We start from the raw sequence: 15,284 nt of genomic DNA on the forward strand, positions 1-15,284 counted from the left end.
CTAGCAGAAAAAGAAATAATCTTTAGCTGAAGTGTTATTTAATTCTGTAAAAAATGAGTGAATACTTAACTGTTCTTCTTCATTGGCCACGGTAATTATTGTTTTTGAATTCTTAATATCTTTCAATATCGAGAAGTGTTTTAACTGTACTCCATAAATGTCTTTTCCTATTTTTTTGGGATTGTCACAAACCCAATGAAAAGGAATCTTTTTTTGGACTAAAGTATTGGCTATTTTTTTGCCTTTTTTACCTGCACCCCAAACTACAATTTCGTTAGTGGATTGGTATTCTAATTTTAGGAAGTAGTGTAATTTTATATCCAGAAAATAATTTTGAGCGTAGTGCTCACTTGTTCTTGAGGTTCGGTTATCATAATCTCGCCAATAGTGTAGGGTAGAGGTGCAAGGTATACATGTTAGTTCCTTTTCGTAAAAGCGAAATGCAAGATCGTAATCTTCTGGGTATCTATCTGGGGTAAACGCGCCACAGTTATCAAAATCAGATTTATGAACCATCCAACATGGAGATGGTATAACACATTCTTTATATATTTCTTGAAAGTTTGTGCCAGTTTCCGTTAATTTGTTTAGCCATTTTTCATATCTGTCATAACCATCGTTAACGCCATGTTTTGAAAAATACTTAACTTTTCCAACGGCAAGACTACCTTTTCCATTATCTATTAAAGAATGTACCATTATTTGTATTCTGTCTGGAGTCATATGGTCATCGGCATCCATTCGGGATATGTATTCACCTTTACAATGTTTATAAGCTTTTCTAAGTGCGGTTATAATACCAGACTCATCATTAGATAAGACTTTAAAACGTTTGTCTAAAGTTGCAAATTTAGTGGCAATTGCCAGGCTATTGTCTACAGAACCATCGTTAACGGCAATCACTTCCCAATTTTTATAGGTCTGGTTTTGAATAGAATTGAGACATTCTTCCAAATAATCTTCAACATCTTTAAAAGGGATTAGTATGCTTACTAACGAATTTACCATGGCGGAAAGGTAATAAATAACTGAAATTCAATCTTTTCAAATGATTCTTTATTCGACAGAAATAAAGAGTTTAAAAATAAATAAGAAAAGGCTTTATTAGATAAGAAATCCTTTATATATTTGCCCCCGCATTCAGGGAATACCTGATGAGGCACTCAGGAGAAATGGCAGAGTGGTCGAATGCGGCAGTCTTGAAAACTGTTGAGGGTCACACCTCCGGGGGTTCGAATCCCTCTTTCTCCGCGAAAAGTCCTTTAAAAGGCACCAAAAACCCTGTAAATCGTTGATTTACAGGGTTTTTCATTTTTATTGATTTCATTTAATATCAAATAATATCATTCTAAAAGGGGCTAATTCGGTGGAGGTTGAGTAAATCCAAAAAGGTCCACCAGATATTCATAAATAACTGATAATAAGTTTCTTACAATAATTATTAATTGTGATTTTTTGATTAAATTAAAGCAAATTTAAGCTCAAAATTATGTCACGTCCACTTTCCCTTCTATTTTTCATCAAAAAAAGTAAAGTAAATTCTGCAGGTAAGACTACGATTTTCCTGAGAATAACACTTGACAGCCGTCGGTCAGAATTTAGCGTCCACCGAAAAGTCCACCTTGACTTGTGGAACTCTCGAACCCAACTAGTGATGGGAAACTCTGCTGATGCTCAAGAAATCAATAGACATTTAAGCGATATAAAAAATAGAATTTATTCGATTCAGAGGAATTTTGAACAGGACAAAGCTTCTTATTCCGCTTCTGATATGCGCGATGTACTATTGGGCAAGGACAAAATAAAAAAAATGCTCCTAGAAATATTCCAGGAACATAATGATGAAGTCGAAAGTCTTATAGGCAAGGGTTTCTCCCCTGGTACAGCGGAACGCTATCGCACCTGTAAAAAACACGTCACGGAATATATTAGGAAGAAGTACAAGAAAAATGATATTCCGGTCCAAGATGTGGACCACAAGTTCATTACAGGCTTCGAATACTACCTTAAAATGACCCGTAAGTGTGCGCATAACTCCGCAATTAAATATATTACCAATTTTAAAAAAATCATTCGCATAGCTTATGCGAATGATTGGATCGATAAAGACCCTTTTGTAAATTGGAAGGGAAAGCTGAAAATTGTTGAGCGTGAATTTTTAACCGAAGGGGAGATTCAACGTATTATCGATTTAAAATTTAAGATAAAACGCTTAGATCAAGTACGAGACATCTTTGTCTTTTGTTGTTTCACAGGCCTAGCCTATGCAGATGTTAAGAAACTGACCAATGCCGATATCGTAATAGGTTCAGACGGCGAGAAATGGATTAAAACCAGACGGACCAAAACCGATACTAGAAGTAATATTCCTATCTTACCCATTGCCCTGGCTATCATTGAAAAATACGAAGATGATGAGCTTTTGAAAGAAAAAGATTTGGTTCTGCCCGTACTGAGCAATCAAAAAATGAATTCGTATATTAAAGAAATTGCAGATTGCTGTGGTATTGTGAAGAACTTGACTTTCCACTTAGCCAGGCACACCTTTGCAACAACGGTGACGCTTACAAATGGGGTTCCTATAGAATCCGTTAGTAAAATGCTCGGTCATACGAATTTGCGAACCACGCAACATTACGCCAAGATTTTGGATATGAAAGTAGGAAAAGACATGGCAGTTTTAAGAAATAAGTTTATGTAAATCTTTAAAGTGGGTCTTCAAAATTTCTTTCAACCCTACTCTGAAGTTTTTTTAGATAGCCAGAAATTGGCGTGGTCAATTCTTGTTTACCTTCAATACCCTTCTCTACAAACTTTTTAGCTTGCGCTTTCCAGTTTTTGATGTTTAGACCTCCTCGTAGTTTCCAATTTTTTGATTCATAGTAGGCATAGAATTTTCTACCTTCCGTTTCCTGCCAATTATTCTCTCTAAAAAAAATTAAAACAGCCCGGCCATTTTTTGGTCTTTCCAGTTTATTTAAGTTTTCTTTTGTTTTATGTTTAAAAGAAGGTACCAGATTTTGGCCAGGTTCCGGTACGCTGCTGGCCAAATTTTGACGTGGAAGTGTCCCAGAGGTTGTACCACTACTTGTCCCGAAAATGGGAAGCCTTACTCTTGAGCCCCTTGCCGGATGAAAGGAGGGAAAGTAAACTAGATATCCCCAGTCGTTCAAATCCTTCAGATAATTGTGGTAAGTCGTTTTTGATTTGAACTTTGCCCTTTTCATTATGGCTGTCCTATTTATGGTCAAGGTCTTTTTAAAGTACTCCCTGTTCCATTTCTGGAAGAACGCCAGGTACAAGGTAATGTGCCCTTGTTTGACCCTATCGTCCTCGTTTAATTTTTCGAAGACGGCATTCAGGTGAGCGATGTAGTTCACTTTTTCCATCACATTCCCGTGATTTTGTTATCGTTATTTCTTTCTTGGTACCGTACCTGCTTTTTTTCTTTGAAGTACTTTTTCTCTACCATCATTGGCTTTTTGACCGGTTCGGTTTGTTCAAAGAGGGCATACAGCATTGCCGCCGTAGGTTTGGTCTGGGATTTTTCGATATCCTTCAGTATCGCGATCATTCCGTTCATGCGTTTCTTTATCAGCAAAGAAATCCTGTTTTCCAAGGTCTCCATCCGTGGTCCTAAATTCTCTGTCGGTGAAATTCCATTTTCTTCAAAAAAGTCCATCATCAGGAGTAATGTCATCGACTGGGACCTTGATAACATTTTACTAAATTTTCTAAAATGACCGGCTACTGAACTTTTAATCTTTAGTGTTTCAAATTCTTCTTTTTCATATCCCTTATCCATAGTTTTTAGTAAAATTGATGCCTATTCACGGCGGTTAACGATTGTTTTTACTAAAAAGCAGCGATAATCCATAGATTCAAAATATTGAATAAACCCTGTTAACCCATATAAACGTTAGGTTTATGGCAAAATCGAATAAACGAAACATAGCTTTAGCGTGTTACCCTCTTGCTATTCGATTCCTTCATTTCATTTCAGGATCTTCATACTTTCCAACTACTTTTGAAAAGCTATTTTATACGCTTGGAATATCAATATTTTTTAGTAATAAACAGAAGTTATTCAATTTTAATTGATTGACAATTAGATATTTGCGATACTTTTCGAATTCATTTTGCATGGTTTCTATTGCTTTATTTTGACATTCATTTTCCTTTAAGATCAGCTACTTATTATATCTTGAGCGTATTCCTTTTCTTTTGATATGGAATGCTATATTTCCAGTTAGTTACCGCTATTTTTTATAGCAAAATAATACGGATTACCATTCATTCCAGTTTTAATCAGTTACTTCCCATAGCGCCATCGCCGTTACCTTTTCTGTAACCCTACCTAAAATTAGATTGGGTAAGAACTTATAAAAGTGAGCGTGCGAATGATTATGCAGTTCGTCCCAACTCAAATTTTAATTCTTTGTGCAGGAAAGTGTCAACGTGGTATTTGTTCTGGCGAACGTAATCCTGAATTTTAGCTCGGGAAAGTAGTGTCTCTTTCCAGCACAACGGAAAGAAGAAAATTGACTGGCAGGCGTAATAGAAAGTCAAAATTCAGGATTGTGTTCAAGACCTTTTGTAGTGAAGCGCTTTCTCCTGCAATGGAGCTTTTCGCAAAATGAAAGGGAATGTGCTGAGTGATCCTATTTGTCAATTATCTAAATTATAATCTTAGATTTATCTAATTCTAAATAAACCTGGGATTAAACATACTCGTCTAATTAAATGGAAACAGGTTTATTTGAACGTCAGAGATAAATTGTAGTGCCGTAAAAGGTTCCTTTTTAGAGAACTATCAAAATTTCTACTTGGCCTTCATCCAAAATTGGGATGAAATGTTCATTAGTGATAAAATCAAGGGATTATCAATGATTCCATTCTGTCCATATCAAAGTGGTATTCCTTGCTTTTTCTCTTGAAATCATATTCCAAGTGCAAATTGATATGCTGAGATGACATTACAGAACGGCTCCCAAACGCTTCTTTTAAACTGTCATATTCCTCTTTTATGCCCAAAGACGAAAGCCTAATGAAAAACGGATACCATACCGGAGATAAAAGAAATAAAGGAGTAAAGGAAATTAAATCTTCAGCAGGCAGATTGGATAGGGGTCGATTCTTGTATAAAAACACATGAAACAGAGTCATAAAGCGTCGGAGACTAAGCAACTCTTTCGACTTTTCCACATCTTAAAAGAAATCTTTGTCGGATGAACTGTTTATCGACTTTAATCTAAGTATTTTCCTACTTTAATTAATATTAACTAAATTTATCTTTATGAAATCAAAAGTATTGATCAAAACGATGATTTTTCTTTGCATCTCAATGATGATGTCCTGTTCCAATGGTCAAGAAAATGAAGATGTCGACCTTAATGCTCTATGTATAGAGCCTGACATACTTATTGAGCTGACCGAAGCCATTCCGGCAAAAGTAAGAGTTGTGGAAGATGGTCAGCCTTTCTTCAACGGTATCAAGACCTATTATGAAGTGGATGCTGAAACACATCTGCCCTCGTTGTTCGAAATCAATGGAGAAAAGACCATAAGGATTTTCCCAGTAAAAAAAATTAAGTCAGATGAAGGTTCAGATGTTGAAATAACAGGAAAATTAATATCGTGTCTTACTGGAGCGCATGGACTTGTGACGAACGATTACAAAGGTTTCACCCTTCTCGAAGAATAGTCATAAATATAAAAACTATGAAAAAAAAATTCCTACTAATCCTGATGTCCTTAATGTTTGCGGCTACTTATGCCCAACAGCGTATAATTGGAGGCAATAATACTACAATAGACCAGAATCCTTGGCAAATATCAATGCGAGGATCAGGTACATACCATATATTGGCTGCACGAAATCAACATATTTGCGGGGGTTCTATCTTAACTCCGGAATGGATATTGACCGCAGCCCATTGTATAACAAATTTCAACACGGGTAATGTAATCGGAGTAAATGAAATAACGATATCCGCAGGGATAACACAACGAAATGACCTCATTACCGGACAATATAGAAATGTGGCGCAGATTATTAGGCATCCCAATTACAATCCGGCAACCCAAGAAAACGATGTTGCCCTTATTAGGATTACCGCTCCGCTTAACTATAACAACGACGTATTGCCAATTCAACTAACTGATAGCGCTTTTGATGCACTGCCCGGGGGAATGGCTAGGGTGACCGGATGGGGAAATACTTTGGATGGAACCGCAACTACTCCATCAAATATTTTGCAGACACTGGATATGCCCATTATATCTAATAACTCTGCGAACAACCTTAATACTGGAAACGTTACTGTTTCAAATAATATGTTTGCGTTAAGGTTGGTAAATTCAGGCGTGTCCCGAGGGGATAGCGGAGGGCCGGCAACCGTTCTAAAAAGCAGTCAACGATTTCTTACTGGTTGTAGCAGCTGGGGCGAATCTCCAAAAGATAATAAACCGACCATATATACAAGACTGTTCAATTATAGGGGCTGGATAAGTAACAATTTACAATTACCTGATATCACTGGGAATAATTTGGTCTGTAATACCAACAGCACGTATACTTTGCAGAATGGAACCGGAAATATAACATGGACTGCATCGGGAAACATACAAATAGTATCACAAAACAATACTTCTGCTATAATAAGGGCATCTAATGCATCAACATCTGGAAGTGGGTGGTTAAGGGCAACTTCCAACAATGGATCCACATTTACGGAACGTTTAAACGTAAATCAGGTTGAGGGACAAACACCGATGTCCATTAGTATATACAGTTCAAGTAGCAACTATATTGATGTGACCATAAACGGTGGTAGCGGTAATAGCCCTTATGATTGGTATGTTAACAATTCTTTTTCACGTACAACTACTGGAAGAACAACAACATTTTATTATACGGAGAATAGTATCCGTATTGAGGTGAGAAATCAGAATACCTGTGGTACTGGTCAAGTTTCAGCTTTCTTTACAGGACCAATACCTGGGCGATACGGTTATTATCGTATAAGTCCTAATCCCGCAAGTACAACAATTACTATCTCCAAGGAGAGTGCCACATTTGGAGACTTTAAATCAGCGGAAATTGGGAATAGTGATGTTTTTGGCTACCAACTTATTGATTTAAACAACATTGAGGTTATGAATGGTAAGGGAACTTTTAATAACGAGAAGTTTGATTTAGATATAACAGCTCTTAAAAAAGGGTTGTACATACTGGAAATTGTTTCGGATAAGATAAAGGAAACCCACAAAATAATCAAGGAATAAATTTATACTATTAAAACCTTAAGAAATTTACATTTACCTAATGGACAAGTAGGGAAAGCTGAAACAATCTTATTGGTTTAAGATTCGCTAGAATATATTGCATAGCAATTTCAGATATGGATTTATCTGGGCAGAATTTCAAATGGATTTTAGAAATCGATTATATGGGTATGACAAATTGTTTATTTTCATTAGTTATTTGAAGATAAGTGCAGAATTCTGGGTCCCATAAAACGGCCGTTTTATGGGACTATCGATATTCGCGTCAAACAAATCCTTATCCAGTTCCATTTGTCGTTCTTTTTAAAAGTTCTGGTAATTCACGTTTTACGGAACTAAAAAAGTATAAACAAACGACCGTTTTATTGAACTTTTTTATTCTTTAAACATTTCAAATAAATAGCGGTTCATTTTATCGGTATAATTTATTAGTTTATTTTTAGAGCTATAATTATACTCATTATGCTATTTGGTTATGTAAGGGTCAGTACTAAGACCCAAAACCCCGGCTTACAGATCGACGCCCTTTTAAAAGAAGGTGTCACCGAGAAAAACATCTACCGGGATGTTTCTTCAGGTGCCAAGGCCGAGCGCCACGATCTAGATTTGATGATCTCTAAACTTCGAGAAGGAGATACGGTTATCGTTTGGAAACTGGACCGAATAGCCAGAAGTATTTCCCACCTATTAAAATTGGTAGAACAATTTGAAAAGCTTGGCGTTAAGTTCAAAAGTATCAATGACCCGTTCATAGATACGACATCCGCACACGGTAAATTTATAATTACATTGTTCGGGGCCGTGGCCCAATTAGAAAGGGACATTATTATTGAGCGCACAACGGCCGGTCTTAAAAGCGCTAGAAGAAGGGGAATACAACTAGGGCGTAAAAAGGGACTTGGGAAAGAAGCAAAGCAAAAGGCGATGTTGGCCGCATCATATTACCAAGAGAACAAATTACCTATTGTTGATATTATGAAATTGGTGGGGATAAAATCCAAACCCACCTTATATAAATATCTTGCGATCCAGGGTAGACGAAACTGCAAAGAATGTGGAGTCGTGTTTTGGGATCAAGAGCAGGAAATGGAAGATGCATATTGCAAACGACATTTGAAAATACGGTGATGATTACAGAAATCAGTAAAAAGAATGAGCAAAAAGCTATAATTTGCAATCAGTTTGCTGAAATCATAAGCTAGGACATTTAGTGGTAACTCTAATAATAACATATCATCCATATTTTGGAATTATTCCATATTTATGGATACGGTCAAGAGATAGGACACCTTGTGGTTGAATCAAAAAAGAAGCTAAAAATTCATATACAAGGACTATGTATTATAATCGGAATCGTTTACAATCGGATATTATACCGCTTAATATTAGCAATTGTTGATAGCACAAGGGTTTTGATTAAATTACTGACATAAAGGACATATAGATTATATTATCTATATCCTTACTTTGTTTTCAATGGTTCCAAAAAAATAATTATTGCTAAGTGAAATATATAGAAGAAATTTTATTTTTAAATAAAGTGCTATCAAATCGTGTCCTAATCTTTAATAGATACAGTAGAACAGCAAAAATACTTTCCGTTCTTCCAGTTTTAATAGCCATATTACTTTTTGGAATACTGATTTAAAAATCAATACCAGAACGAAATGTATATTATTTATTACTCTTAATACCAATATTTATTACAGCAATTTTGTCCTCAGCGCTTAACCAATATGCTACGCAAAAAGTTATTGAAAAGTATTATAGTTACGCACTCAAAAAAAAAGCGTTGGGACGCAAAAACAATTCTTAAAATCCGAAAGAAAGAGCTTACAAAAATATTGGACAATAAAGATTTACTAAAAAAAGACAATTTACTTTTTTTAATCGACACCGTTAAATATCACAGTCAGAATAAATACAGATTCAATTTTTTATGGAATTCGCTAATAATATTGGTTAGTGTTCTTTTTGGAGGTTTTCTAAGTGGACAGGCTAACTACAGCAAAGACATCGACCAATTTCTCGAACTTTATAAAAATTTTGCAATTGGGATAGGGATTTTAATAGTTATGGTTGCAACTATAGACAAAGCAATAATTAAAGGTTTCTTCGAATTACAAAGAGAATCGAAGAATAGATTATTACGAACTTTAGAAAATATTTACCTTGAGAAATACACAACATAACCAAAAGCTATTCGGAACTGGACGGAAACGAGATGTTTCTATGCCACTGTACTAAGCTTAGCCGGTAAGTTACCTGTAAGCTAAAAAAAAGCCACCGTACAGTCAAGCATATTTGGTTTTTGACGACACGCAAATCCAAAGCTAAAAAACCAAAAGAGCTTGGCCTTCCCCACCGATACCCAAACAAAGTGATAATTTTTATACTCATTAAGTGAGTATTCATAAAAACTTTTCTATATTGATGGAATGAATAAAAAGATTCAAAATGAACCGAATTAAAGAGGTTTTGGATAGGAAAGGAATTAAGCAAATTTGGTTAGCTGAGCAATTGGGAAAGAGCTACAATATGGTTCACTCTTATGCTCAAAACAAAAGACAACCAAGCATAGACGACCTATACAAGATTGCAGAAATCCTAAATGTAGACATTAAAGAATTGCTAGTTTCTAACAAACCTGAACAAGACAACTAATGAAATCAAATGAAATACAACATAGCGTTCAGAACCTGATTGACAACTTCTCGAAAGATGAATTTGTCTTTGACTTGTTGGTTGCCTACGGCATTTCAAAAACTTCTGTAACTCGACTAAAAAAAGGAGATTACAACTTATCCAATGTAGATGGCGAAATACTTTACAAGAACAAAATCTTTTTCAAAGTTGAAGCGACTGACAAACTGTTTAGCAGTATTGACACCATTACAAAAGAAGAGCGAATCTTAAAACACAAACCAAGATTTGCAATTGTTACCGACTATAAACAAATAGTTGCCAAAGACCTTCAAAAAGGCAAAAACCTAGATATCAAAGTAAAGGAGCTACCAAACTATTTCGACTTCTTTTTTCCGTTGGCAGGCAGTGAGGTTTATAATGCAAGCAATAACAATGAAGCCGATAGAAACGCTTCTTATAAAATGGCTTCTTTGTACGATTTGTTGATTGAGGAAAATCCAAACATCTACAATTCAAAACAGAGCGTTCACAACCTCAATATCTTCTTGTCTCGATTGTTGTTTTGCTTTTTTGCTGAAGACACAGAAATATTTGAGCAGGACAGTATTTTTACAAATACATTGGCTCAACACACCGCAGAAAACGGAAAGGACACCCATACATTTTTAGATGAATTATTTGACCGTTTAGACAGTAAAAGTGGTAAAGATTATCCAGACTTTTTAGCCAAATTCCCATATGTAAATGGTGGCTTATTTGGGCAAAAAATAAGTTCACCTAAATTCAATAAGAAAGCCAGACAAATTTTAATTGAATTGGGCGATTTGAACTGGAAAGACATCAATCCAGACATTTTTGGCTCTATGATACAGGCGGTGGTTGACAAAGATTACCGCAGTGATTTGGGAATGCACTATACCTCGGTAGAAAACATTCTGAAACTCATTAAACCGCTCTTTTTAGACGAATTGTATGAGGAGTTTGAAAATGCAACAACCGTAAAACAGCTCAATGCATTGATTCAACGCATTTCTAAAATAAAATTCTTTGACCCAGCCTGTGGTAGTGGAAATTTCTTGATTATTACCTACAAGGAAATTCGTTTGTTGGAAATTAAGATTTTGCAAAAAATCACCGATTTAGAACCCAACCCCACCTTTAAATGGACTTCTGTAAATCTCTCACAGTTTTACGGCATTGAGATAGACGACTTTGCCCACGAAATGGCAATTCTTTCGCTTTGGTTAGCAGAACACCAAATGAACCGTGTTTTTGAAGAAATGCTTTTTGATTACGGTAAAAGCAAGCCGATTTTACCACTCAAAGAAGCAGGACAAATACAACAAGGAAATGCCACTAGAAGAAATTGGAAAGAAGTTTGTCCAATTACGGATAAGGACGAAGTGTATGTAATTGGAAATCCGCCTTATTTGGGAAGCAACTTACATTCAGATGAACAGCGTGAAGATATGCATAGAATCTTCAAAACCGATAATCTTAATCGACTTGATTATATAGGTACTTGGTTTTTGCTCGCTGCAAACTATATATCCAACACAAGTTCAAAAGCAGCATTTGTTACAACAAACTCTATAACACAAGGAGTGCAAGTACCGATTTTGTGGAGCAAAATATTTGCATTGGACGTATTCATACATTTTGCAGTAAAATCATTTAAATGGACAAATAATGCCAAAGGAAATGCAGGTGTTACAGTAGCCATAATTGGCATTTCGCATTCAAAAGTCGATAGGATACTACTATTTGAAAACAATTATGTTGAAACGGTAAAAAGTATCGGTCCATATCTAATTAAAAATACAAACGTGATTGTACTCCCAAAATCAAAACCGCCTAAAGGATTTCCACCATTAGTTATGGGAAATAAACCAGCTGATGATGGTAATTTGATTTTAAGTAAGCAAGAGGCTGAGGAGTTAATTTCGAAATATCCCAGCAGTAAAAAATACATTAAAGAATATACTAGTGCAGGGGATTTTTTAAATGGGCATTCTAGATATTGTTTATGGATAGAGCCAAAAGACGAGAAAGTAGCGAAGGAAATCCCTCTTATAAAAGAAAGAACAATTAAGCTTTACAAATTTCGCTTAGAAAGCAAAGCAAAATCAACAAGAGATTATGCTAAATATGATTTTCGTTTTAGGCAGATTTCTTACCGAGAAACAGATGGGATTATTGTTCCCCGTGTTTCATCAGAAAGTAGAACGTATATTCCATTAGCTTATCTCAATAGTGTCACTATCGTATCGGATGCTACCAATATTGTTTATGATGCAGAGCCTTGGATTTTTGGGTTAATTCATTCAAGAATGCATATGGTTTGGGTAAGGGCAATTAGTGGAAAATTAAAAACGGATTATAGGTATTCAGCTCAATTGTGCTACAACACCTTCCCCTTTCCAGAAATCACCCCCAAACAAAAGGAGAACCTTAATCAATATGTCTTTGATATTTTGGATGAGCGAGCCAAACACCCGAGCAAAACAATGGCAACTTTGTACAACCCAACCACAATGCCCAAAGGTTTGCTACAAGCGCATCAAGCACTCGATACTGCCATAGAGCAATGTTACCGTTTGCAACCTTTTAAAAACGATACCGAGCGCTTAGAGTATTTGTTTAAGCAATATGAAGAAATGGTACAGAAGGATACGCTGTTTGCGAAGCAGAAGAAATCAAGAAAAAAGACCGTCAAAAAATAAGATATGCCAATACTGAATGACATAATAGATTGGGTAGCAAACAAGCCTTCCTTTTGGCAAGTAGCTGTTGACCGTTTAATTAGAAACAGTCAACTTTCTGAAACCGACATTTCTGAATTAAAGGAAATTTGTAAGGTTGATTTTGGGCTTTCTGATTTTGAGTTTGATGCCGTTGATTTTGATGATTTAAGAGATTTTGCCGATAGCTCTGCAAATGATGATAATATCCTACTTTCCAAAATCACTAACATAGATAACATAAATGCTTTATCTAAGTCAAGTGAATTAGAGTTTGCACCAAATGGACTAACTATTGTTTATGGAGATAATGGTTCAGGAAAATCTAGTTACGTAAGTATTTTAAAGCATTCTTGTAACACGAGAGGTCTGAAACCTAAAATAAATGCCAATTTATATGACCCAACTAGTGCAGGAAATGATAAAAAAGCAGATGTCGAATATACTTCTGATGGAATAAACTTCACAACTGTCAATCTTATCAATGAAAAAGTAAGTGAAAACACTTTAAAAAAAATTGATGTATTCGACACATTTAGTGCAAACCATTACATTGAGGGTGAAGATGAAATAGCTTTTATACCTCAAGGTTTATCTATTGTGGAAAAATTGGCAGAAGCTGTAAAAAATGTTGAAGCACAATTAACCCTAGAGCTTTCCAGTCCATCAATGCAAAAGTTTAACTACGAACTGTTAGAAGTTCCAGTAGAAACAACCGCAAAATTATTTCTTGACAACCTAAATGCAAACTCAACTTTAGATGAATTAAGAGCTGAATCAAAATGGAATGCTACAAAAAGCGAAAGAGTTGAAACTCTTGTTAAGGAGATAGATAAATTAAAAGCAGCTGACCCGAATAAAAACTTAAAAGCTAACGAGGAGAAAATCAATCGATTTGAAATTTTGATAAATAAATATCAAAATTTAGAGAATAACTTAACAGGTCAATATCTAAACAATCTTAAGCTGATTTTAAATGATTTTTGTACAGCTAAAAAAGCACTAGAGGAATCCTCAAATACAGCATTTTCAGATTTACCAATACAAGGTGTTGGAAATAATGCTTGGAAAATTTTATGGGAAAGTGCAAGAAAATTTTACAACGAAAGCACCCAAACAGAAAGTTTTCCAAATGTGTCAGATAATAGTAATTGTCCACTTTGTCTTCAAGGTTTAGAAGAACAGGCACGAGAAAGGTTTACAAAATTTGAAGATTTTGTAAAAAATGATATTCAAAAAACATTTGACGAAGCTAAAGAAAAGTATGATTTAGCAATAGAAAATTTGAAAAGACTTGATTTTAACTTTGAAGAACAAGTCCCTATTTCTCTTGAATTAAATGAACTAATTGAAAACTATTCGGAAAAGCAAGTAGATTACTTAAACTTACTTTCACAGCAAAAGGAGTATATAGTTGGATTATTTAATTCAATGAAAACCATTGAAAACATTAATGCAATTGAGGTTGACAACACGCCAAAGACTTTAATTCAAGATTTAAAAAATTCCTTATTAGAAGTAAATGAAAAATTGAAAGTTCAATCAATTGACGATGATTTAAAGCCTTTATTAAAAGAACTAAATCAATTAAATGGTGAGAAGAAAATTCACGAACATAAACCAAAATTAGGTCGTGAAATTTATAGACAAAAAAAAGTTGACTTGCTTAATCAATGCATCAGCAAATGCAATACTAGAGCAATAACCACATTAAGCAATGAACTTACAACACATTATGTAAATCAAAATCTTAAGCAAAATTTTAAATCGGAATTAAAAAAACTCGGTTTTAAAAACATAAAAATAAAAACTGAAACAAAAGGACAAAGAGGAAAACAATATCATTATTTAAAACTCGATGAAGACAACTCTAATAATGTTGCTTTAAAAGACATTTTAAGCGAGGGAGAACATAGATGTATCTCTTTAGCTACATTCTTGTCTGAGTTATCAATTTCAGAACATAAAAGTGCAATTATTTTTGATGACCCAGTTTCTTCACTTGACCATAAATGGCGAAATAAAATATCAAAAAGAATTACAGAGGAGGCACTTGAAAGACAAGTAATAGTTTTTACACACGATATTACCTTTCTTCTAATGATTCAAGAACACTCGGAGAGCCTAAATTGTGTTTTAGTTATAAAGAGCCTTACAAGGAAGCCAATAGAAACAGGAATAGTAGCCACTAACCCGCCTTGGGATGCTTTATCTGTTAGTAAACGTATTGGTATTTTGAAAAATGAGTACCAACAACTAGAGAAAATTGAAAGAACTGAAACAGAGGAAGTATATAAAGAACGTGCTAAAAATCTCTATGGTAAGCTGCGAGAAACTTGGGAACGCTTTATAGAGGAAGTCTTTTTAAATGGTGCAATTCAACGTTTTGGTAGAGCAGTTCAAACAAAACGGTTATCAAAAATTATTGACTTAACAGATGATGATTACAAATTAGTTGATGCCAATATGAGTAAATGCTCTACTTACTTTACGGGACACGATACAGCAGGAACTTTGATTGAAGAGATGCCTGACTCTGATGAGTTTCTTGCTGACTTGAAAGTTTTAGAAGAGTACAAAAAAGAAATCGAAAAACGAAGAAGAAAGTAA

General features: G+C 34.9%; 10 protein-coding genes and 1 tRNA gene. 8 read left to right on the plus strand and 3 right to left on the minus strand.

The genetic code is table 11. The features are described 5' to 3' along the window. Complete coding sequence (locus tag P178_RS0112750) at positions 1-1,008, minus strand: glycosyltransferase (protein ID WP_027066582.1); 1,008 nt, start codon at positions 1,006-1,008, stop codon at positions 1-3. 158 nt (positions 1,009-1,166) lie between these two features. Between P178_RS0112750 and P178_RS0112755 the strand changes: the two genes are divergently transcribed. Beyond that, positions 1,167-1,251, plus strand: a tRNA-Ser gene (locus P178_RS0112755). Positions 1,252-1,489: 238 nt separating this feature from the next. Beyond that, positions 1,490-2,701, plus strand: coding sequence for a site-specific integrase (locus P178_RS0112760; RefSeq protein ID WP_027066583.1), 1,212 nt, complete (start codon positions 1,490-1,492; stop codon positions 2,699-2,701). A gap of 4 nt (positions 2,702-2,705) precedes the next feature. Here the strand turns inward: P178_RS0112760 and P178_RS22695 are convergent, their stop codons facing one another. Both P178_RS22695 and P178_RS21980 read right to left on the minus strand, forming a co-directional pair. Then, a complete protein-coding gene (locus P178_RS22695) occupies positions 2,706-3,389 on the minus strand; it encodes a hypothetical protein (RefSeq protein ID WP_051638294.1) in 684 nt (227 codons plus the stop codon). Beyond that, a complete protein-coding gene (locus P178_RS21980; protein WP_027066584.1) occupies positions 3,389-3,805 on the minus strand; it encodes a BfmA/BtgA family mobilization protein in 417 nt (138 codons plus the stop codon). Before P178_RS21980 ends, P178_RS22695 begins: the two co-directional genes overlap by 1 nt. A 1,491-nt stretch (positions 3,806-5,296) precedes the next feature. On the opposite strand from P178_RS21980, the gene P178_RS0112780 reads away from it, so the two are divergent. The 6 genes from P178_RS0112780 to P178_RS0112810 all read left to right on the plus strand — a co-directional run bounded on the left by P178_RS0112780 (position 5,297) and on the right by P178_RS0112810 (position 15,284). Next, positions 5,297-5,704 (plus strand): hypothetical protein, encoded by a 408-nt coding sequence (locus tag P178_RS0112780; RefSeq protein ID WP_155941641.1) that lies wholly within the window; start codon positions 5,297-5,299, stop codon positions 5,702-5,704. Positions 5,705-5,721: 17 nt separating this feature from the next. Then, complete coding sequence (locus P178_RS0112785) at positions 5,722-7,287, plus strand: trypsin-like serine protease (RefSeq protein WP_027066586.1); 1,566 nt, start codon at positions 5,722-5,724, stop codon at positions 7,285-7,287. Positions 7,288-7,749: 462 nt separating this feature from the next. After that, a complete protein-coding gene (locus tag P178_RS21985) occupies positions 7,750-8,415 on the plus strand; it encodes a recombinase family protein (RefSeq protein WP_081819445.1) in 666 nt (221 codons plus the stop codon). 1,329 nt (positions 8,416-9,744) lie between these two features. Beyond that, a complete protein-coding gene (locus P178_RS0112800) occupies positions 9,745-9,951 on the plus strand; it encodes a helix-turn-helix domain-containing protein (protein ID WP_027066588.1) in 207 nt (68 codons plus the stop codon). Further along, a complete protein-coding gene (locus tag P178_RS0112805) occupies positions 9,951-12,656 on the plus strand; it encodes a DNA methyltransferase (RefSeq protein ID WP_027066589.1) in 2,706 nt (901 codons plus the stop codon). Before P178_RS0112800 ends, P178_RS0112805 begins: the two co-directional genes overlap by 1 nt. Before the next feature lie 3 nt (positions 12,657-12,659). After that, entirely contained in the window at positions 12,660-15,284 is a 2,625-nt protein-coding gene (locus P178_RS0112810) for an AAA family ATPase (protein ID WP_027066590.1), read from the plus strand.

Origin of the sequence: Maribacter sp. Hel_I_7, from assembly GCF_000688315.1 — a bacterium.
GTDB lineage: Bacteria > Bacteroidota > Bacteroidia > Flavobacteriales > Flavobacteriaceae > Maribacter > Maribacter stanieri.